The organism is Pseudomaricurvus alcaniphilus, from assembly GCF_011440395.1.
GTDB classification, from domain to species: Bacteria; Pseudomonadota; Gammaproteobacteria; order Pseudomonadales; family Cellvibrionaceae; genus Pseudomaricurvus; species Pseudomaricurvus alcaniphilus.
Genome location: NZ_JAAOIX010000002.1, coordinates 264,914 through 285,337 on the forward strand (window position 1 = coordinate 264,914; position 20,424 = coordinate 285,337).

17 protein-coding genes are annotated in these 20,424 nt (G+C 56.2%); 4 read left to right on the forward strand and 13 right to left on the reverse strand.

Going from position 1 to position 20,424, the window contains the following annotated elements:
- Positions 1–6 precede the first annotated feature (6 nt).
- The 12 genes from G8764_RS07245 to G8764_RS07300 form a co-directional block, all read right to left on the reverse strand.
- A complete protein-coding gene (locus G8764_RS07245; protein WP_166163623.1) occupies positions 7–1,359 on the reverse strand; it encodes a DNA-processing protein DprA in 1,353 nt (450 codons plus the stop codon).
- The gene (locus tag G8764_RS07250) at positions 1,359–3,467 is read right to left on the reverse strand and encodes a RecQ family ATP-dependent DNA helicase (RefSeq protein WP_166163625.1); all 2,109 of its coding nucleotides are present in this window, start codon (positions 3,465–3,467) and stop codon (positions 1,359–1,361) included. Before G8764_RS07250 ends, G8764_RS07245 begins: the two co-directional genes overlap by 1 nt.
- A 14-nt stretch (positions 3,468–3,481) precedes the next feature.
- On the reverse strand, positions 3,482–4,693 hold the full coding sequence (locus G8764_RS07255; protein ID WP_166163627.1) for a restriction endonuclease subunit S: 1,212 nt from the start codon (positions 4,691–4,693) through the stop codon (positions 3,482–3,484).
- Positions 4,690–6,831 (reverse strand): class I SAM-dependent DNA methyltransferase, encoded by a 2,142-nt coding sequence (locus G8764_RS07260; protein ID WP_166163629.1) that lies wholly within the window; start codon positions 6,829–6,831, stop codon positions 4,690–4,692. Before G8764_RS07260 ends, G8764_RS07255 begins: the two co-directional genes overlap by 4 nt.
- A gap of 12 nt (positions 6,832–6,843) precedes the next feature.
- Positions 6,844–7,068 carry a helix-turn-helix domain-containing protein gene (locus G8764_RS07265; protein WP_166163631.1) on the reverse strand — a complete coding sequence of 75 codons (225 nt, stop codon included), beginning with the start codon at positions 7,066–7,068 and terminating at the stop codon, positions 6,844–6,846.
- A 97-nt stretch (positions 7,069–7,165) separates the two neighbouring features.
- Positions 7,166–7,717 carry a PIN domain-containing protein gene (locus G8764_RS07270; RefSeq protein WP_166163633.1) on the reverse strand — a complete coding sequence of 184 codons (552 nt, stop codon included), beginning with the start codon at positions 7,715–7,717 and terminating at the stop codon, positions 7,166–7,168.
- Positions 7,717–8,859 (reverse strand): helix-turn-helix domain-containing protein, encoded by a 1,143-nt coding sequence (locus G8764_RS07275; protein WP_166163635.1) that lies wholly within the window; start codon positions 8,857–8,859, stop codon positions 7,717–7,719. Before G8764_RS07275 ends, G8764_RS07270 begins: the two co-directional genes overlap by 1 nt.
- Before the next feature lie 363 nt (positions 8,860–9,222).
- Positions 9,223–11,127, reverse strand: coding sequence for a DNA topoisomerase IV subunit B (gene parE, locus G8764_RS07280; protein WP_166163637.1), 1,905 nt, complete (start codon positions 11,125–11,127; stop codon positions 9,223–9,225).
- Between the two features lie 152 nt (positions 11,128–11,279).
- Positions 11,280–11,867 carry a YqiA/YcfP family alpha/beta fold hydrolase gene (locus G8764_RS07285; protein ID WP_166163639.1) on the reverse strand — a complete coding sequence of 196 codons (588 nt, stop codon included), beginning with the start codon at positions 11,865–11,867 and terminating at the stop codon, positions 11,280–11,282.
- Positions 11,868–11,874: 7 nt separating this feature from the next.
- Positions 11,875–12,678, reverse strand: coding sequence for a 3',5'-cyclic-AMP phosphodiesterase (cpdA, locus tag G8764_RS07290; RefSeq protein ID WP_166163641.1), 804 nt, complete (start codon positions 12,676–12,678; stop codon positions 11,875–11,877).
- A 134-nt stretch (positions 12,679–12,812) separates the two neighbouring features.
- Positions 12,813–13,286: a DUF1249 domain-containing protein gene (locus G8764_RS07295; protein ID WP_166163643.1), complete on the reverse strand. Its 474-nt coding sequence runs from the start codon at positions 13,284–13,286 to the stop codon at positions 12,813–12,815.
- Positions 13,287–13,409: 123 nt separating this feature from the next.
- Positions 13,410–14,045: an NUDIX domain-containing protein gene (locus G8764_RS07300; protein ID WP_166163645.1), complete on the reverse strand. Its 636-nt coding sequence runs from the start codon at positions 14,043–14,045 to the stop codon at positions 13,410–13,412.
- A 147-nt stretch (positions 14,046–14,192) separates the two neighbouring features.
- On the opposite strand from G8764_RS07300, the gene G8764_RS07305 reads away from it, so the two are divergent.
- The gene (locus tag G8764_RS07305; protein ID WP_166163647.1) at positions 14,193–15,590 is read left to right on the forward strand and encodes a TolC family outer membrane protein; all 1,398 of its coding nucleotides are present in this window, start codon (positions 14,193–14,195) and stop codon (positions 15,588–15,590) included.
- 53 nt (positions 15,591–15,643) lie between these two features.
- Here the strand turns inward: G8764_RS07305 and waaA are convergent, their stop codons facing one another.
- A complete protein-coding gene (gene waaA, locus G8764_RS07310; RefSeq protein ID WP_166163649.1) occupies positions 15,644–16,909 on the reverse strand; it encodes a lipid IV(A) 3-deoxy-D-manno-octulosonic acid transferase in 1,266 nt (421 codons plus the stop codon).
- Positions 16,910–17,172: 263 nt separating this feature from the next.
- Between waaA and G8764_RS07315 the strand changes: the two genes are divergently transcribed.
- The 3 genes from G8764_RS07315 to G8764_RS07325 all read left to right on the forward strand — a co-directional run bounded on the left by G8764_RS07315 (position 17,173) and on the right by G8764_RS07325 (position 20,414).
- A complete protein-coding gene (locus G8764_RS07315) occupies positions 17,173–18,042 on the forward strand; it encodes a mitochondrial fission ELM1 family protein (protein ID WP_166163651.1) in 870 nt (289 codons plus the stop codon).
- 77 nt (positions 18,043–18,119) lie between these two features.
- On the forward strand, positions 18,120–19,256 hold the full coding sequence (locus G8764_RS07320; RefSeq protein WP_166163653.1) for a glycosyltransferase family 4 protein: 1,137 nt from the start codon (positions 18,120–18,122) through the stop codon (positions 19,254–19,256).
- A 144-nt stretch (positions 19,257–19,400) separates the two neighbouring features.
- The gene (locus tag G8764_RS07325; RefSeq protein WP_166163655.1) at positions 19,401–20,414 is read left to right on the forward strand and encodes a glycosyltransferase family protein; all 1,014 of its coding nucleotides are present in this window, start codon (positions 19,401–19,403) and stop codon (positions 20,412–20,414) included.
- The last annotated feature ends 10 nt before the right edge of the window (positions 20,415–20,424 follow it).

Below are 20,424 nucleotides of genomic sequence, written 5' to 3' on the forward strand. Positions count from 1 at the left end.
ATCCCTCTATTTCTTGCTCCAAATTTGATAGCGTACAGGGCGATTGAGCTTCTTCACTACGCCATCATCAACAGCACGTTTCAGCCATTCAGTTAACTGAGACTTATGAAGCTGCGTGCTTTCAATCAGCGCATCAACGGTAACTGGCTTTTCAGCCAAGTGTTGAAGCTCGGCGATAAACAGCTGATAGAAATCGACAGGGCCTGATGGGACAGCTTCACTTTCGGCAGAGTGCTCAGGAATAGCTTCGATCTTTGCCTGGCTTTCGCTAACGACTATCTCGCGCTTTGACTCGATATGGTCTTCTTCAGGCCCAGATCTTGACTCAGGATTAGACTCAATCTCGGCAAACAGTTTTGGCTGTTCAGGCATGGCAAAGAGATCGCCCATTTGCTCCTTCACCTGGTTCGCACAGCCACCTTCATTGCACATTAAGTCCGCAATATAGAAGGCTTGAGTATCCGCCTCCAGCCAACGGCCACCTTTGGTGACCAAATTGGCATTGGCCGCATCTTTGTCGGTTGTCTGCTTAACCCATAGCGGGACCCATGCTTTTTTCAGATTTTCTTCTGCACCGCTCAGTGTGCCGCCCTTTTTGCCAGAGTGAATCACCAGAGAGCTGTCTGCCAAGCAATAGATGTATTTGTTGCGGGCCATGGCATTACCGGCATTGAACCCCGCCTCGGGATAGAAAGGCGATATCAACACAGCATGACCATCCATTAAACCTCTTCGCCATTTACTGCTGGTCGCAGTTTTAAGCAGGCTATCGGCCAACACACCAATCACCACACCGCCTTGCTTAATAGCACCCAGCATCGCCGTTTCATCGACACCACGAGCACCACCGGAGACAATGGCAATACCCTCTGCAGCTGCTTTCGCCCCCACTTGGTCGGTAAAAGCTAAATCAGACTCACTGGCATTGCGCGAGCCAATAACCGCCATGCCTCCGGCATTCAACAAGGCTTTGTTACCACAACCAAACAGCACTGGCGGGGAATCTGTTTTTAGCTGCATCTTCAAGCGCTTTGGATATTCTGGGTCGGAGCGGGTAACTACCCATAGGCCGGCTCTTTGCCATTTTTCCATGGCCAGTGCGAGGCTATGACCACGACTCAGCAACTCAACGATTCGCTCCGCGCTAATACGCGCATCTTGCCAGCCTTGCAGCAAGGCTTTCGGGTCGGTCACCAACAAGTCTGCTGGTGTGGTGGATTTTTCCTTTAACCACAAGGCAAAGCGACCCCATTCCGCATTGGTCAGCGGTTTTGCGCTTTCGCTGCTGGCTTTTGAAAAATAGCTGGTCAACAACAAAGTCGCCTGCGCTGTGGGCGACAGTAAACTGGATACATTCATTAGCCTTTCACCGAAGATGAAGCCAGCGCAACGGGGTAGACAACACCGCTGCCTGCTTGCTGTAAGAGTGCTGCGATGACCGTCAGCGTCCAACCGGAGTCCACTATGTCATCCACCAACAGAACCGGCGTGTCAGGTAACGGCTGATCAATCGCAAACGCACCATCCAGGTTACGGCACTGGTGGAAGCGATTCTGCTGACCTTTTTGCGGCTGGTTATCTTTGACTTTGCGGACCGCATCCACAAACGGGAGACCCAATCGTACCGCCAATCGCTGAGCAAAATCCGGCACCAATTCAGGATGATTACGCGACGGCACACAGCACACCCACTGAGGAGCAGGGTCGGGCTGCCAACGCTGCTGAATCATTTCCGCCATGGTCTCAACCAACTCATCACTGAAACGCCCGGCATGTTTATTATCGGCAACCGTCCGCCCCCAACCGGCATCTCCCCAGCGGGATAATACACGGCCTTCCTGTGCGCGAAGTTGTTGAGGTAAATTTCCACGAAATCCGTATTCCAGAAATGCATTGGCTGCCACTTGTGCTTTTGGGGCGATTACCATCTCCGCGTGCTTTAGGAAAGTACCTGCACGATGCGCCAAAGCAGGGTCTACATCTACATTTATAACGGGATGCCCCAAACAGACCGAGCACTTTCCGCACGGATCAGGATCAAAATCATCAAGGCTCGCTCGCAGGTACGTCATCTTACAAACGGTAGCTGCAAGATACGCCTGAACCTCCTGCCATTCCTGTACACGTTGCCCGGTTAAGTGTGCAATTCGGGCATGATCCATTTGATAGCGCACGGGCGTTCTCACCCAACGGCTGCCGTCTTTGATGACAGGTGCCGGGTTTTCCACTCTCAGCAGCTTCAGCACTTTTTCGATCTGGCCATGACGCAGGTTGGTTTGCTCTTCAATGCTGCGAATCGACAAACCATCGCCTTGTTCCAATACCTGCAAAATTTCATTGACCTGAGCTTCTGACGGAAAGGCCGAATTACGGAAAAACTCGTGAATATCCTGATCTTCCACACCCGACATCAACACACCCACCGCATGATCAATGCCACGCCCAGCACGACCCACTTGCTGGTAATAGGCAACGATAGAGCCAGGTGCCTGATAGTGAATCACGAAGCTTAAATCCGGCTTGTCGTAACCCATGCCCAACGCCGTGGTGGCCACCAATACCTTTAACTGATTGCTGAGTAGCAATTCCTCAAGATACTGGCGGTAGGCGTTGCTGTTTTCAAAACCTTCGGCTTCAGCGCTGCCGTGATAGGCCTTGGCGTCTATCCCATTAGCAACCAACCATTCAGCCACCTGTTCGGCGTCTCGCACCGTTAAGGTGTAAACAATCCCCGTGCCCAACAAGGAAGGTATCACCTGTGCTAACCAGGCTAAACGGGAAGCCTGATCGGGCAATACCATGGTTTGCAATGCGAGGCTTTCCCGGATCAAAGGGCCACTGTGAATCTGGATATTGCCCAGCTGTGATTGTATATCCGCAACGACACGGTTATTGGCCGTCGCTGTAGTACCCAGCACCGGCGTGTTGGCGGGCAACTGGCGCAGAATGTTTACGATGCGGCGATAATCGGGGCGAAAGTCATGACCCCAATCCGAAATACAGTGTGCTTCGTCAATCACCATCAGGGCGATACGATCGGCAATGGGCTGTAAGACAGTTTCAATAAAGTTGTCGTTTGCCAAGCGCTCAGGGGAAATCAGCAAACAATCGATTTGATTATTCAGAATCCGTTGAGTCACTGCCTGCCAATCGTTTTGATTGGTGGAGTTCATGGTTTCAGCGACAATGCCCAAACGCTGTGCCGATTCAATCTGGTTACGCATCAATGCCAACAAGGGCGAGACGATAATAGTCGGCCCCATACCACGATCACGAAAAATCTTGGTGCTGATAAAATAGACCGAGCTTTTACCCCAACCGGTACGCTGTACCACTAGTAGCTTCTGCCGATGATTCACCAAGGCATCAATCGCTTCCCACTGGCCATCACGGAATTCGGCAGCGGGATTGGCTAGCGCGGTTTGTAGTAGTTGTTGGGCTTCCTGTTTTTCGGTATCGAGATTCATCATCACTCCTTGATTTACACGGTTAGCTCGCCGCTCATAAGTTTGGGTAGCAGCAGATCGCGGGCTTGAGCGAGCTTGGCATTCTGCGCCATTAGATTTCGAATCTGATCGAAGTTGTTCTGAACTACCTGCACAAATTCATCCAAAATGCTCTTTGGAGGCAAGGGAACAGCATATTTGTCAAAGCAAGAATTCTGTACCCTCTGGCGACCAGATGAACCCGTCATGCTTTTAATTGCGTTCTCTCGAAACGGATAAGATCGAGCTAAACAGTAGACAAATTCCGAAGGTATTCGATTTCCTCTCAATACAATGAACTCTGTAGACCCACAAGCCACTTCATCTTCAGCAAGGAAATAGGCATAACCTGTTTTACCGTTCTCCAAACATGGAGTAATCCGGGCTAACAAGACATCATTCTTTTTGAATTTAACGTTGGTGTGTTTGGTTCGCCTCTCAAAATCAGCTGTGTTAGCTGTCATCGCTGTTTCGGAGAGTGATGACATGGGCACGTACCAAATCTCTTTACCTTTTTCGACGGGGGTTCTCGGATTAACGTCTATTACATCTGGTACGAGAGTCGGCTCCCACCCCTCCGGCACACCATCGGTAATCTTAACTTGCTCATGACCGGGAAAGCGCAGATAAACAAACCATTCCTGATAAAGCAAGCGAGCGGATTCTTCCAGCAATTGAATGCGGCGGTGGTTGTTTTCGATGAGATCACTGTAGCAACTAAGTATTTCAGCAATTAACTCCTGAGTCTCCAGTGGAGGAAGGGGAATAAATAAGTTACGCACATTGGTAATGTTTATATTCTGTTGTGCTGCGCCACGAGCTACCGAATGTAAAAGTTGCTGCCCCTCTACAGAATTGAAGAAGTATCGGTAAAATAGTGGGCTAGCTTTACTCGTATCCAGCCGGAACCTAATAAGAAAAGCCCCAGGAAGAACTGGCTTGTGATAGCCATTAAAAATAGCAGTCGTACCTATCCGACCGGATCGACTGATGACAAGATCACCAACTTGCAAATAGTGGTTACTGAACTTTTCCTCTTCGACATTAGCCTCTGGCATCGTTTCGAGAGAGATAACACCGTCAACGGATAAGTCGGTCGTACGCAGTGTTGCCACGTTGCCTTCTTCTGTATAGCAGGCACCACTAAAGCGCGGTCCAAAGGCGCTATCTACGGTTATCGAGTCAACTGATACTTGCGACCAACTCATGCCCCCAACTCCTCAAAGTTACGGGCAATTTTTCCGGCCAACTCTACCGCTTCGGCATTTAAGCCTTGCAGTTCAATATGAATATCGCGCAGGGTTTCTTCAAAATCGAAGTCTTCATCCACTTCTTCCGGTGCCACACCCACATAGCGGCCAGGCGTTAGGCTCCAGTCAGCGGCTTCGATTGCCTTGATATCCACCAGTTTGACCAGGCCTTCGACATCTCGTAGTTTGCCCTCCGGGAAGCGGCTTAATAACCAATGGGCTTGTTTGTAGAAGTAACGCACTTGCTTGAGTTGTTCCACGGCCAGCTTGCGAGCTTCATCGGCGGTTTTCTTCAGGTTGCTGCGACCTCGACCATTTAACAGCGTGTTATCCCAGAGCTCGCTGTCTTTTGCGTCATTGGCTTCGGCCAGTTCAATCACGCGAGTTGCCAGCTTATAAGCCAGGTCGATTTCTTTAATCAGGTTGCGGCTTTGCTCGGCCAGCCCTTTCAGGCAGGCATCTTTATCAATGAAATCCAGCAGGCTGGCAGCATCGTTATATTCGTATTCATTCCACCATTTTTGCAGATCGTTGGTCAGGATTTTAAACGCCGACCAACCACCTTCGACCGAGCCTTTGGCATTGAGGTAGTCGACATAGGGCTCAACACAAACGCCGTCTTGCTCCAGCATGTTCATAAAGGGCTGAAAGGCTTGGCTAAGTTTTTCCAACTGAGTGATAAAGTCGGGTATCGGCTCGCAGGCTAACTCTTCAGATTTTTCGCAATCGCGAGCTTCGAAAATTGATTTGTCGATATAGTGTTTAACTAATTCAACAAAACGCTCGCCTTCGCCACGGTAGAGCCAGACCACAGCAGTCAGATTTTGCTGCTGCTCGGGGCTGAAGTCGTAAATCTTGCGGGTAACTTTGCGGTAGACGTTGCGGGCATCCAGCATTAACACCTTGTCTTTCAGGTGTTCTGGCTTGTTTTTATTCAGAAACCACAGCTGGCATGGCACAGATCGGGTGTAAAAGAAGTTACCGCGAATATCGACCATGATGTCCACATGGCCCGTTTTAACCAACTGCTCGCGCACCTTGGCTTCATCCCGCCCAGCGCTGGAAGCCTGGGATGACATGACAAAACCTGCTCGGCCCGTATCATTCAGGTAACTATAGAAATACTGAATCCACAGATAGTTAGCGTTGCTGACTTTTTTGTTTTTATTCACGCCCGGCAAGCCAAAAGGCAGGCGGCGCTTATCGCCTTTGATTTTATCAGCGTCGACTTCATCCACGTTAAAGGGCGGGTTGGCCATTACATAATCAACAGTGCCAAACAAGCCTTCGTGAGGGTCGTTGTAGTAGGTAATAGCGGCTTCGCCACCTTCCACATTACCTTCAAGACCATGCACCGCCAAATTCATTTTTGCCAGGCGTGTGGTAACGCGGTTTTTCTCGTGGCCGTAAAAAGTCAGCTCATGTGGGTCTTGCGCGTGACGCTCCATAAAGTGGGCGCTTTGTACGAACATGCCGCCAGAACCACAAGCGGGGTCAAAAATCTTGCCGTGGTCGGGTTCAATCACATTCACCAACAATTGAACTAATGACACAGGCGTAAAAAATTCACCACCATCGTGCGCGCCCTGATCGGCAAATTGGGTAAGAAAGTACTCGTAAATACGACCAAAAATGTCGCCCGTCGCCTTTTTTAACTCCTCTGGGTTTAGCGTGCGCAGCAGCATACCCAAAACGTCGTTGGGAATGTTGTTGTATTCCTGCTTTGGCAGCTGGTTGCGAAGGTTGGTGTAATCGGCCTCGATGGAATCCATGGCATGGATAATGGCTTCGGCGCGATTATCAGCATCAGTCAGGGCTATGAGGTAGTCAAACTGTGCTTCTGGCTTGAGATAGATGGCGCTCTTTTTAGAAAAGTCTTCTTTGGTAAGCTCGCGGGTTTTACCACCGCGACGGGGCAAGGTGGCGACAATCTCGTCTTTTACCGAGAGAAATCGGCTATAAGCGTGGCGCAGAAAGATCAGCCCCATCACCGGCAAAAAGTATTCGTTGCTGGCCAGCTCTGAGTTAGCGCGTAAGGTATCAGCCGATTTCCACAGGCGTTTTTCAATTGCTTCGATGTTTTCCAGTTGTGCCATGGGGCCGGATTCCTAGTTATCTTCTGATTTACTGTTTGCTGATTTCATTGCTTCGCTGACACCGGCGCGGTTGTGCTGGGCGGCGATGTATTGCTCCAGCTCGCTCTGCTTGAACCGCCAGGAGTTACCCACTTTAAAGCCCGGTAGTTCACCACTTGCGGCCAGACGGTATATGGTCCGTTCATTCACCTTGAGGTAATCGGCCACGTCTTTGATGGTCAATATAGGATCACTCATGACGAGATATCTCAACTATGTCGGAGGTGTCGAAAAAGTACAAGACTGTCAATATATAGGATCTGGGAGAGAGATCAAGTAAGAACGGTTTTCAGGCTTATTGATCGCCAAACAGGCGCTGGTAGTCGGCCTTGAAGTTGGCAGGCATGTCTGAAAAGTACTTCCAGTATTCGACCAGGCCATTGATGGTTTTCATGTCTGTATGGCCGCAATCCAGCATGATTTTGAGCAGCTCTAAGGTCGGCATGACTCGCGCATCGAAGGCTTTAGCCAGCTCGGTCATATCCTGATCGTCCGTCACGACCGGAACACCCAACTCCAATGCATAGGCGATATACCAGGCATCAACACGGGACGGCCCGGGCAATTCAGTTTGTACATGATCCCATACGTATTCGAAGGTTTGCTGAATGGATTTCTTTTGCTTCTTGCCGATTTGGGGGAAGTGTTTGCGATTCTCGGCGAATTCCTCGTCATCCACCCATGGGAACTTACTTTGCAGCTTTCTGGTACCGAGCTCGTCATTCAGTTCAGGTAGAATGTACAGGCAATACTCGTTGTCACCAAAGGGCACGAACAGTAAGGGGCGTATGGTTTTGGCCAACCTTAGGTAGGCGTTGGTATCAACGAGGATTTTCGATTGCGGCATCAGGTCAACTCTGCGTGGATACTCCGTGCATCGAGGAGTGGCATATCCAGCACAGTTTGAACATAACCTGGCCCTTTATCGTGCTCTTTCAGATATTGTCGAAGCATATCGAAGAAAGGAGTTTCGAAAGCGCCTTCTACTTTTTCGATGTAGTCTCGCGCGCTTGGCTTGCCGTATTCGTCCAGCTCATTATCACCGAACAGGGCTTCGCTGAGATTTAGGAATTGCTGGTTAAATTTGGTTACCGCACCAAAGAAGGAATTACCCATTTTAATTTCAGCTCTATCAAGCCGCTTGGCGTACTTGTTAACTTGCTGAAGGATAGTATTTGGGGAAATTACCTGCTGCTCTGCCATCTGCTTTAACGTATTGATCCTTGCAGCAATCGACGGTTTTTTAACCAACGCTTCGTAGGCCTGCTCTGCTAATTCATGAGGGTAAAGCAAGCTCGCGGCAAAAGCATCGGCGAAGTCTTCCGCATCATCACCCTCAAGGCTTGGCGAAAGGCAGTGCCCCAACTCATGTGCCATCCAGAACTTGAAGTCATGGATATTGGTATTCAGATTCAGGTAAACCCATGTGCTGCCCGAGTCAGGAAGGTGTATGTGCACCGCATTTTCATGACGCTGCTTTGCCCCCCACATAACTGGGACCACAACGGCCTGTAGTTCGCTGAAGCGGCGAATCAAATGCGTGAAATCCACACACTCCACCGGGCCGAGATTAATATCTTCTCTAACTTTCGCTGTTACCGTTCGAAGATAGTCATAATCACAGCTCGGCGACTTGAGTACCGGCGGCATTTCAAAGGTGTCAAACGGCAAATAGGGCACGAGGTGACGCAAAAAGCGACCAATCTCTTGCGCTTTCTCGATGTGGTGATCCTTGGTTTTGGTACCGCGCATTTTACGGAATGCCACTTTTGGGGCATACGGATCTTCTTTGATAACCAAATCATCAAAGGAGAGATTCAGCAATTTGCCTAATTGGAGAAGCTTATTGGGACGAGGAAAAGACTTGTGCAAAAGCCATTGGGAAACGGCTTCTTTTGTAACGCCTAAAGCATCAGCTACGGCAGTCTGGGTTAGCCCTGCCTTACCAATTGCGGCCTGCGCTCTATCTGTATTAAGTCTCTTTTGCATGCGCGAAGTATATGCGCCTGTCAAGTTCTGTCAAGTTATAACTTTACAACCCTTCATTTTTTAGGCCCGCCCCCTTTGTAAATGCATCAAATATCAGCAAGCTCGCTATGACATCCGCAGTAAACCTTTGATTTCGTAGCCAATAAACTGCTTAAGGCCCGTGTCTCTGTCTGATCTACCGCCATTCACTTACTTCAAGCTCGCCACTTTACGAAACCGAAAACTGATTAACCCTGCTGCTGATTATCAACTATAGGCACCGTGGCTGAAGGCGGCACAGGCATATGGGGCTTGCGCCCCCACTTTCACGCTATGCCAACCTCAAGCCCTTGGCTTCAAACTGCAATCCGCTCTGAGCCACGGCTAAGGCATTCCCACCACCGCCGCAGTAGTCGCCAAATTACCCTTCTCCTCCAGCCAGCTCTTCCTGTCGGAGGCGCGCTTTTTACCCAGCAGCATATCCAGTATCTGGTTGGTGTCGTCGCCGACATCGATGGACAGCTGCACCAGGCGGCGGGTGTCCGGGGCCATGGTGGTTTCGCGCAGCTGTAAGGGGTTCATTTCACCCAACCCTTTAAAGCGCTGGACGCTGATTTTACCCTTCTTGTTCTCCGCCTTGATGCGCTCGATCACCCCGTCTTTCTCGGCGTCGTCGAGGGCGTAGTAGACGTCCTTGCCGATATCGATGCGGTACAGAGGGGGCATGGCCACGTAGACGTGACCGGCGGTGACGATGGGGCGGAAGTGACGCACGAACAGGGCGCAGATCAGGGTGGCGATGTGCAGGCCATCGGAGTCGGCATCGGCGAGGATGCAGACCTTGTGGTAGCGCAGGTTGTCGAGGTTGTCCGAGCCCGGGTCCACCCCCAGGGCCACGGAAATGTCGTGGATTTCCTGGGAGCCCAGCACTTCCTGGCTGTCCACTTCCCAGCTATTGAGGATCTTGCCGCGCAGCGGCAGGATGGCCTGGAATTCGCGATCGCGGGCCTGTTTGGCGGAGCCGCCGGCGGAGTCACCCTCCACCAGGAACAGCTCACCCCGCTCCGGTTCACCGGAGGAACAGTCCGCCAGTTTGCCCGGCAGGGCCGGCCCCTGGGTCACTTTTTTACGGGCTATTTTCTTGCTCGAGCGGACCCGCTTCTGGGCGTTGCTGATACAGAACTCCGCCAGCTTGTCACCCTCTTCGGTGTGCTGGTTGAGCCACAGGCTGAAGGCATCCTTGGCCACGCCGGAGACAAACGCCGCCGCCTCCCGGGACGACAGGCGCTCCTTGGTCTGGCCGGAAAACTGCGGGTCGGAGAGTTTGGACGACAGCACATAACAGCAGTTGGCCCAGATGTCTTCCGGGGTCAGCTTCACGCCCCGCGGCAGCAGGCTGCGGAACTCGCAGTATTCCCGCAGCGCTTCCAGCAGGCCGGTGCGCAGGCCGTTGACGTGGGTGCCACCCTGGGCGGTGGGAATCAGGTTGACGTAGCTCTCCTGGATCAGTTCGCCGCCCTCCGGCAGCCACTGCACCGCCCAGTCGGCGGCGTCGGAGGTACCGGCAAAGCTGCCGATAAACGGGCTGGCGGGCAAGCTGTCCCAACCGTTGGTGGCGGCCAGTAGATAGTCCTTAAGGCCGTCTTCGTAATACCACTCGTCGGCTTCGCCGCTCTGCTCGTCCTTGAAGGTCACCCGTAACCCGGGACAGAGCACCGCCTTGGCGCGCAATACGTGGCGCAGGCGGGAGACGGAAAACTTGTTCGAATCAAAATACTTCGGGTCGGGCAGGAAGCGCACACTGGTGCCGGTATTGCGCTTGCCGCAAGTGTCGATCACTTCCAGGTCGCGGGTTTTCTCGCCGTTGGCAAACAGGATTCGATGCACCTGGCCGTCGCGCTTGATGGTCACTTCCAACTCTTTCGAGAGAGCGTTGACCACCGATACGCCGACGCCGTGCAGACCGCCGGAAAACTGGTAGTTGTCCTTGGAGAACTTGCCGCCGGCGTGCAGCGTCGAGAGAATCACTTCCACCCCCGGCTTGCCCTGTTCCGGGTGGATATCCACCGGCATGCCGCGACCATCGTCGGAGCAGGTCAGGGACTGATCCTTGTGCAGGATCACGTCGATGTGTTTGGCGTGACCGGCCAGCGCCTCGTCGACACTGTTGTCGATCACTTCCTGGGCCAGGTGGTTGGGGCGCGTGGTTTCGGTGTACATGCCCGGGCGTTTGCGGACCGGGTCCAGCCCGGTCAATACTTCAATATCTTCTGCGGTGTAATTAGCCATACTGCTCTGGTGTTATTTGAACTGGAGGAATTGCAACCGGCGCGAGGGCAATAACCGACCATGGTCAGCGCCAACACCCGGGGTGCTTTTTGGGTGGCCTTTTGTACCACATTAAGCCGGCCGCATACACTGCCAAGACAGCGCCGCCGAGTTTAACCTGCGACTGGCGGCAATAAAAACTCGACGATGGCAGGCAGTTTGTCGACGTAGCCCTGGAAGGCGTGGTCACCGCCGGGTTCGATGGTCTGCCGGCAACCGCGGTAGCGGCGCACCGCCTGGCGGTAATCCAGGGTTTCATCGCCCTCCTGGGCCAGTAACCAATAGTGCTGCGGATACTGCAAAACCTCCGGCTCGAGGGCGCGGAACTGGGCCGCGTGGGCGCTGGTCATGACATAGCTGTCACGGGTGTGGTAATTGTGTTGCGGTATATCCTTGACCCGCTCGATCAACAGGTGCGGGCTCACCGACGGGTTGATCAGTACCGCCCGCAGACCGAGCTTTTCCACCAGCCAGGTGGACCAGAAACCACCCAGGGAGCTGCCGATCAGGCCGATATCCGGGTCATCGATGGTGGCCAACAGGTCCAGTAGCTGGGTTTGGGTCTGCTCCGGGTAGGGGCTCAGGTAGGGGCAGTAATAGCGCACATCCGGCCGCTGCTCACGCAGCCAGGCACGGGTCTGCTCGGCCTTGACGGAACCGGGCGAGCTTAAAAAACCGTGTATATAAACAATAGCCGCCATCCGGGTGCTAATACCCCAGCGACTGGAAATCGATGCCGTAGTGTTTCTCGGCTACCCGCTCCACCCCGGTGGTAAATTCACCGTCGTTGCCCAGCTCAAACCAGCGATAGCCCGGCATGCAGTCGTCGAGGGCAAAATCGTAGCTGCCCGGCTTGAACTGGATACAAGTCGACGGCGTGGCGAGCAATTGGAAGTGGCTGAAGTGACCGTTGAATTCCTGGTGCACGTGTCCCCACACCAGGGCCTTGACCTGGCTGTAGGTGGCCAGGGTATCGAGCAACTGCTGGCCCTTGCGAATGACGTATTGGTCTATCCAGTGGCTCCCCACCGGCAGCGGCTGGTGGTGGACAAACACCAGTGCCGGTTTGTTGCAAGCCTCCAGGTACTGGCGCAGGCGCAGGAACTCTCCCTCCTCCAGGTCGCCGTGCTCATACCCCGGCACACTGGAGTCGAGCAGTATGATTTGCCAGTGCGGCAGCTCGCAATAATCCATCAACACGTGATCGCCCGCCGCGCTCCGCATCATGTCGCGCTGGTCGTGGTTGCCGGGCAACCAGGCCAGGGGCGCCGCGATACTGGCGCGCACGGTGGAGGGAAAGCGCTGGTAAGCTGCCGCGTGGGCCCCACTGGCAATATCGCCGCTGGCGACCACCATATCGATGCGCTGCTCGGTGGCAGTGAGCAAGTGCAATACGTCGTCGAGACTTTCATCGGTATTCAAGCCCAGCAGCTCGCTATCAGGCTCTTCGCCGAGGTGGCAATCGGTGATCTGAATCAGGCGGATGCTGGCTGGCTTGTCGTTACTTGGCACGTGCTACTCGCATTTGATCAGGCTTATGTCTAACCGCCCGGACCTTCGCCGCTGCGGCCGAGCAACCCTGGCGGGCTGTGGTCGTTTTATCTGTTTACTGGCGCCACAGGCTCGGCCTGGGCACGTCGGGCGGGTTAATCCGAGGACAAACCAACCGCTTCCCGCACCTGCCCATTGGCCTGGCTGTGAATCAACCAGTCGCGTAAAAACCGGTTCATCTGTGCCTTTTCATCCTGCTGGTACATTTTGCGATTGGGGTAATCGTACCTCGGTCGCAAGCGACGATGCTGATGCCAGGCGATCACTTCCGCCAGCTGGGCATCGTGGTAGAGCCGGATTTGCAGCTTCGGCGAGCCACCCCAATGCTTGAGCTCATCCTCTTGGTAGACTTCCAGCATCGTGGTGTAGGGCGCCCGCTCCGTCACCCGCAGGCGAATTCGCCAGGCTTTGGCACCGGATTGAACCGCGTACTGCCACTCATCGAGCCCCTCAAATTCGGGCATCAGCTTTAACAGGCGCGCGTAATTGGCCTCGCAGCAAGCAATTTGCTCACCGAGATTGACCTTGTAACGCGATGCAACGCGCCCGCTGACCCGACCTGCCGTCATTATGCCCCCAAAGGCAGTTGTAAAACTGTTAATCGATTCACTGCATTGGCTATTTAAAGTGTTGTACCGCCGCGCCGCAAGTGCATTTTGTCGCAAATCGGGAAAATAATCCCCCCGCCCGCTTTATTCGGGCAGGCCCTGGGCGCGCAAGCGCTGGATATTAAGCTGCAACCACTGCAGTGCGATCAGTGTGGCCGCGTTGTTAAAGCGGCCGCTGTAGAGTGCGCCAAACACTTCCTCAACCGGAAACGTCAGCAGGCGAATATCCTCTTCCTCACTGTCGAGGCCGTGCAACTCGCCATCCACTCCAGCCAGTGACGCCAGCCCGCAGTAGAGGTGCATATGCTCATCGCAGCCGCCCGGCGAGGGATAGTACTCACAGATATACTCGAGGCTAACCGGCACCAGGCCCGCCTCCTCCTGGATTTCCCGCCAGGCCACCGCCTCGGCGGTTTCACCGCTTTCCATAATGCCCGCCACCACCTCCAGGCACCAGGGGCCACTCTCCGCCTCTAGGGTGCCGGGCCGAATCTGTTCCACCAGGCCCACTCGGTCGGTCACCGGGTCGTACAGCAGGGCACCCACGGCCTGGCCCCGGTAGAGCAACTCCCGGGTCACTACCGAGCTCCAGCCACTGGCGTATTTACGGTGTTTGTAACGCAGTAGCTCCATGCGGAAAAAGCCGCGGTAAAGTGGCTCGCGCGCCAGGACTTCAACGTCACTGGCCCCGAATTCTGCCCCGTCAATATCGCTACTCATATCCTGCCCCCAAACTGTTCTCATCTTTTAACACAATTTTACCCCCTTATGACCAGTCTCAGGTCGACGCTCCGTAACACAGCAGCTACACTTCCCAATTGTGAGCTATCGAGTTATAAGCCCCCTTTTTCAAAGCAAGGACTTCCAATGTCAAAAAGACACCTGCCCCTCTCTCTATTGCTGGGCACCCTCAGCCTGTGGTCATCACTGGGCCACACTGAAAACCTGCAGGAAATCTATACCCTGGCGCTGGATAACGACCACCAGTTAAAGGCCGATACCGCCAACTACAGAGCCGGACTGGAAAACCTTACCATCAGCCGCGCCCGCCTGCTGCCCCAGATCAATGGCAGCGCCAGCTACTCTGAAACCGATTACGACTTCAGCGGCCGGCAAAGCAACCAGGCATTCAACGACGCCAGGGGCGATGTACACAGTGAGACCTACAGTGTGACCCTGACCCAACCGCTGCTGAATATGGCCGCCTGGTTCGGCTACAAGCAAGGCGTCAGTCTCAGCGCCCTGGCCGAGGCGCAATTCAGTGCCGATCAGCAGTCCCTGATCATCCGGGTGGCCGAGGCCTACTTTAACGTGTTGCGTGCCGTTGACAACATGGAGACAGCACTGGCCGAGGAGAAGGCCCTCAGCCACCAACTGGAGCAGACCAACCAGCGCTTCGAAGTGGGCCTGACCGCCATCACTGACGTGCACGAAGCCCAGGCCGCCTTCGACAGCGCCAACGCCGCCACCCTCCAGGCCCAGGGCGCCCTTGGCATTGCCTTTGAAGAACTGGAGGTGCTCACTGGTCGCAGCCACGCCATGGTCGCGCCGCTGGTGGATACCTTCCCGGTCAGCAAACCCCAGCCCACCGATCGCCACCAGTGGGTAGAGTTCGCCCTGCAAAACAACTACCTGCTCAAGGTCGCCGAGCTGAACTCCGCCGCCGCCAAACAAAACGCTCGCGCCAAGGCCTCCGGCCACCTGCCGACCCTGACTGCCTCACTGCAGTACGTCGACTACGACGATACCAACAGCGACATCACCAGCAGCTCAGGCTCGATCTCCGACAACGACTCACGCTTTACCGACCAGTCCACCATCGCCGTGCAGCTGGACGTACCTATCTTCAGCGGTCTTGGCGTCTCCGGTGAGCGCCGCCAGGCGCAACAGCAAAAGATCCAGGCGCAGGAGCAATACCAGAAAACCCAGCGCGACATTATCCAGGGCGCGCGCTCCCTGCACGTTTCAGTAGTGACCAACGTCGCCCAGGTCAACGCCCTCAACCAGGCCATCCGATCCAGCCAGAGTGCCCTTGAAGCCACCCAGGCCGGCTACGATGTGGGTACCCGCAACCTGGTCGATGTGCTGGTTGCCCAGCGCAACCTGTACCAGGCCCAGCGCGCCTACGATGAGAGTCGCTACAACTATGTGCTCGATATGCTGCGCTTGAAAGAAGTTGCCGGCAACCTCACTCCGGCCGACTTGCTGCAGCTGAACCAGTGGCTCGATGACGGCGCCCCGGTGCTGCGCGCCAAATACGAATAGACACCACAGCCAAAAGCGTTCGTCGCCAGGCGCCGGCCCGCGGGCCGGCGCCTTCACTTGACCAGCAACTGGTCGATCTGCAGCAGCAGCCGCGCCAGCGCACCGCGGTTATCCGTGGCCACAGTGCGCGCGGCAGCTCCCATCTGCTGCGCCTGCTGGGGATCATCCAGTAGTTGTCCCACCTGCCCGGCCAGTTCCGCCGGCGACTGCACCAGGCGCAACCCGCCTGCCGCCAGCAACAATCGCGATACCTCGGCAAAATTGTACAGTGAAGGGCCGCTGAAAATGGGCTTGCCCCAAGCGGCGGGCTCAATAAAATTGTGACCGCCGTTCTCCACCCAGGTGCCCCCCATAAACACCAGGTCGCTGGCCCCGAGCAACGCCATCAGCTCGCCCATGCTGTCACCAATCAGCACCTGGGTAGTGGCGGCGAGCGGCTCGGCGCGACTGTGCAATTGCACCTTGAACGCCTGCTCCGCCAGCATTTGCACCCGGCCAAAGCGCTCGGGATGGCGTGGCACCAGCACCAGCAGCAATTGCGGGTGGTGCTCCAGCATTAAGCTAAAGCTCTGCAGCAGGCGCTCGTCCTCTCCCTCATGGGTACTGGCGGCGAGCAATACCGGCCGCCCGCCGCCGGACTGCCAGCGTTGCCGATAGCGCTCAGCCAATTGCTGCTGGCTCGGCTCTATCTGCAGGTCAAACTTGATATTGCCGGTCACGGCGACGCAGCTGGCACCCAGCTCGCGAAAGCGCTCGGCATCGGCCTCGCTCTGGGCGGCGATCACCGTTATCGCTTCCAGCATGGCGCGACTCAAGCCGGCCACGCGGCCATAACCCGCCGCCGATTTCTGGGACAGGCGGGCATTGGCGACCAGCACCGGCACCCCCGCCGAGCGACAGGCGGCAATGGTATTGGGCCAGAGTTCGGTCTCCATAATAATTGCCAGCGCCGGACGCATGCGCCGCAGGAATCGCCCGACACAATCCGGCAGGTCGTAGGGGCTATAGACGTGCAACACCGAATCGCCGAAGGCCGCGGCCACCCGCGCGGAGCCGGTCGGGGTGGTAGAGGTCACCAGCAACTGCCAATCCGGGTAGCGCTGCTGCAGCTGTTGCAGCAACGGCAGCGCCGCTATGGTCTCGCCCACCGATACCGCGTGCAGCCAGATGGCCGGGCGCGAGTCCGTTCGGGCCGGCACCAGGCCGAAGCGCTCACCCCAGCGACTGGCGTAGGCCGGCGCCTTGCGCGCGCGCCACAAGAGCCGCAGCAGCACCAGCGGCAGGGACAGATAGAATACCAGTGTGTAGAGAAAACGCATGGGCTCGGGGCTGTGTTGGTGGCGATGTGGGTCAGGGGGCGAAGCTTACCACAGTCGCTTTTCCACAGAACCCGCCAGCGGTATTTACGGGCTGGCATTTCCCGGCAACCGCTTGCCGCCAGCCATTTCTGGACAGCTCCAGGGTGGTCGTTTATCCTGCTGGCGCACTCACCGGCGAGCCCGGTGGCGGTCAACCGGTTTCCTGGCGGGGGCCAAATCCACGTTGACACTCCCAATAACATGCCGACAACCAGGGCCACCCGTTGATTTCCATTTGCTGCGTCACCGACGACCTGCCCGGCCACAAGAGTCAAATCGAGGGCCTGTTGCTGGCCTTGAAGAAACGGGTGGAGGTACAAGAGCAGTGGCTGCACATCCACCAGCCCGCCCCTGTCACCACAGCGCCCGACCTGATTCTGGCGGTGGGCCGCCACACCCACTGGCCGGCCCTCAAGCTGCGCTGGCACCAGGGCGGCAAGGTGGTGGTGTTGACCAAGCCCCAGTTGCCGCGCTGGCTGTTTGATTTATGCGTGCTGCCCCGCCACGACGGGGTCAGGGAGAGCCGCCGCGTGTTCAATACCATCGGCAGCCTCAATGCCATTCAGCCGGCCAGCAATCCGCAGGCCGATTGCGGCCTGATCCTGCTGGGCGGCCCCTCCAAACACCACGGCTGGTCGGCGCCGGAAATGCTGGCCCAGTTGCAACAGCTGCAGCAGCTGTGCCCGCAGATACACTGGACCCTGACCACCTCGCGGCGCACTCCAGCCCCCTTCACCGAGGCCCTGCAGCCCCTCGGCGGGCCAAATTTCAGGGTGGTCCCCTTTGCCGACACCAATCGCCAGTGGCTGCTGCAGCGCTACGCCGAGTCCGGCTGCATCTGGGTTACCGAGGACAGCGTCTCCATGGTCTACGAGAGCCTCAGCAGCGGCGCCAACGTCGGTGTGCTGGAGGTGCCGCGCAAGCGCACCGGTCGGGTCAGCCGCAATCTCGATACCCTGGTGGCGGAGGGGCGCGTCCTGACCCTGCGCCACTTGCAACAACAGGGCTTGCCCGCCGCGCCCCGCTTTCCGCCCTTGCAGGAGGCCGACCGGGCCGCCGCCCACATTCTCCAGTGGCTGCAAGATGCCAGCTGATCCATTACTATGCACTCGACCTCACTATGCTCTCGACCTCGCCACCACCTGGGCCATCACATGATTGACAGCTTGCCATGAAAGTACTGCAGATTTTACCGGCGCTCAACAGCGGCGGAGTGGAGCGGGGCACCGTGGATTTTGCCGGTGAACTGGTCAAGCGCGGCCACCAGTCGCTGGTAATGTCCTCCGGCGGCAGCATGGTTGAAATGCTGCAAGCTGCCGGCAGCACCCACGTAGAATTCCCGGTGCATCGCAAATCCCTGTTCTCGCTGCTGCGTGTCCGCGCGCTGCGCAAATTGCTGCTGGAGCTGGATGTGGACGTAATTCACGTGCGCTCGCGAGTGCCGGCCTGGATGACCTGGCTGGCCCTGAAAAAGCTGCCGGCGGAACAGCGGCCGGCTCTGGTCTCCACCTTTCACGGCCTCTATTCGGTCAGCCCCTACAGCGCCATTATGGGCTGCGGCGACCAGGTGATTGCCATTTCCCAGTGTGTGCACAGCTATATCCTCGACAACTACCCGAAGATCGACCCCGCCAAAATCACCATCATTCACCGTGGTGTCAACACGGCAGAATTCCGGCCCGGCCTCGAAGCACCCGCGAATTGGAAACAGCAACTGTTCAACGAGCACCCCCAATTGCAAGGCAAACCCCTGATCCTGATGCCCGGCCGACTGAGCCGCTGGAAAGGGCAACTGCAATTTATTGAGCTGATCGAAGACCTGACCCGGGCCGGCAGCGAATGCCACGGCGTGATTGTCGGCGGGCCGACACCGGGCAAGGACGACTACCTGCAAGAGCTGCAGGATTCGGTGCAAGCAAAAGGCCTGGCTGAGCACATCACCTTTCTCGGCCATCGCCGCGACATCGCCAACATCTACACCGTCTCGGCGCTGGTCTGCAACCTGTCGCAACACGCCGAACCCTTCGGCCGCACAGTGATCGAGGCATTGGCGCTGGGGGTACCGGTGGTGAGTTACGATTACGGCGGCCCGGCAGAGTCACTGCGAGCGTGTTTTCCCGAGGGCCTGGTTCCCCTCGGCGATCGCCAGGCCTTGAGCAGCAAAGTGCAGAGCCTGTTGCTGCGGCGAGCGGAGATCCATTTGGCGGAACAATTCACCCTGGACTACCAAGCCAGTGCCACCCTGCAAGTCTACACCAGGGCCCTGCAGGATAACCGGCGCTACCGGCAGCGCAGCCCGGCGCCCTGAAAACCGCGCCACCATAACTCACCACAACACGGTAATATTTGCCGCCCGACGTTAGACCATGAGGTTAGACTGGCGCCCGCCTGTACTGACAGTGCGGCCTCAGTTATCATGTGGCGGCGTCACACGGGGTCGGGATAACAATACATGCGAATTTTACACGTTTCACACCAGCAGCTACGTAAATACGGCTATCTGCGTGTCGACTGGGGGCTCAAGTTATACTACGGCCTGATCAAGAACGACCACCATGTACAGGCCTTCAGCGACCGCGATGTGGCCGCCTTTGAAGCGCCATTTGGCATTCGCGACCTCGGCAAGAAAAAGGCCAACCAGAGACTGCTGCAGACCACTGAAGCCTATCAACCCGAGCTGATCATCGTCGGCCACTGCGACATCATCTCCAACCAGACCATCAGCGAAATGCGTCGCCTCTGCCCCGGCGTAGTAATCGTCGGCTGCAACAATGACCCGCTGTTTGTGCCGGAAAACTCCGCCAAAATTGAACACCGCTGCGAAGTCATGGACGCCATGTTTGTATCTACCGGCGAGCGGGAACTGCAGCGCTATGCCGGCAAGCGCGCGCGCCTGTTGCATATGCCCAACCCGGTCGACCCGGCAGTGGAATCCTTTGATGTATCGCAACAGAGCGACTTCGAGCACGACCTGATTTTTTGCAGCAAATCCGAAGCCCACACCAATCGCGGCCAAATTGTCAGCCAGTTGCGCGACAGCTTGGGTGACAAGCTGCGCCTCTACACCCCCGGTAGTTTTGGCGTTGCCGGGGTCTGGGGGCGCGACTACGACCAGGCCCTGGCACAGAGCAAAATGGGCCTGAACCTGAATCGCCAGGAGGGCCTGCACTGGTACTCATCGGCGCGCATGGCGCAAATGGCGGGCAACGGCCTACTGGTCTTTACCCACGCCGGGGCCGAATTTGACAGCCTGTTTCCCGACGAGAGCCTGGTCTATTTCAATTCCACCGAGGAGCTGGCCGCGCAGGTACTGGAATTCCACCAGGACGACGCCAAGCGGCGCCACTGGGCCGCCAACGGCCGCGCATTTTTTCACCGCGAAATGAACAATAAACTGTTTGCCCAGTACATCGTTGAGGCCAGCATGCAAGTGCCCTACTCCCACAACTACGTTTGGGCCAGTTAGATATGTATTG

Excerpts from the sequence above, each read along its gene's own strand:
- G8764_RS07260 (WP_166163629.1), bottom strand. The coding sequence starts at position 6,831 with ATGGCACAACTGGAAAACATCGAAGCAATTGAAAAACGCCTGTGGAAA.
- G8764_RS07285 (WP_166163639.1), bottom strand. The coding sequence starts at position 11,867 with ATGGCGGCTATTGTTTATATACACGGTTTTTTAAGCTCGCCCGGTTCC.
- G8764_RS07265 (WP_166163631.1), bottom strand. The coding sequence starts at position 7,068 with ATGAGTGATCCTATATTGACCATCAAAGACGTGGCCGATTACCTCAAG.
- waaA (WP_166163649.1), bottom strand. The coding sequence starts at position 16,909 with ATGCGTTTTCTCTACACACTGGTATTCTATCTGTCCCTGCCGCTGGTG.
- G8764_RS07245 (WP_166163623.1), bottom strand. The coding sequence starts at position 1,359 with ATGAATGTATCCAGTTTACTGTCGCCCACAGCGCAGGCGACTTTGTTG.
- G8764_RS07270 (WP_166163633.1), bottom strand. The coding sequence starts at position 7,717 with ATGCCGCAATCGAAAATCCTCGTTGATACCAACGCCTACCTAAGGTTG.
- G8764_RS07275 (WP_166163635.1), bottom strand. The coding sequence starts at position 8,859 with ATGCAAAAGAGACTTAATACAGATAGAGCGCAGGCCGCAATTGGTAAG.
- parE (WP_166163637.1), bottom strand. The coding sequence starts at position 11,127 with ATGGCTAATTACACCGCAGAAGATATTGAAGTATTGACCGGGCTGGAC.
- G8764_RS07250 (WP_166163625.1), bottom strand. The coding sequence starts at position 3,467 with ATGAATCTCGATACCGAAAAACAGGAAGCCCAACAACTACTACAAACC.
- G8764_RS07295 (WP_166163643.1), bottom strand. The coding sequence starts at position 13,286 with ATGACGGCAGGTCGGGTCAGCGGGCGCGTTGCATCGCGTTACAAGGTC.
- G8764_RS07255 (WP_166163627.1), bottom strand. The coding sequence starts at position 4,693 with ATGAGTTGGTCGCAAGTATCAGTTGACTCGATAACCGTAGATAGCGCC.
- G8764_RS07300 (WP_166163645.1), bottom strand. The coding sequence starts at position 14,045 with ATGAGTAGCGATATTGACGGGGCAGAATTCGGGGCCAGTGACGTTGAA.
- G8764_RS07320 (WP_166163653.1), top strand. The coding sequence starts at position 18,120 with ATGAAAGTACTGCAGATTTTACCGGCGCTCAACAGCGGCGGAGTGGAG.
- G8764_RS07325 (WP_166163655.1), top strand. The coding sequence starts at position 19,401 with ATGCGAATTTTACACGTTTCACACCAGCAGCTACGTAAATACGGCTAT.
- G8764_RS07305 (WP_166163647.1), top strand. The coding sequence starts at position 14,193 with ATGTCAAAAAGACACCTGCCCCTCTCTCTATTGCTGGGCACCCTCAGC.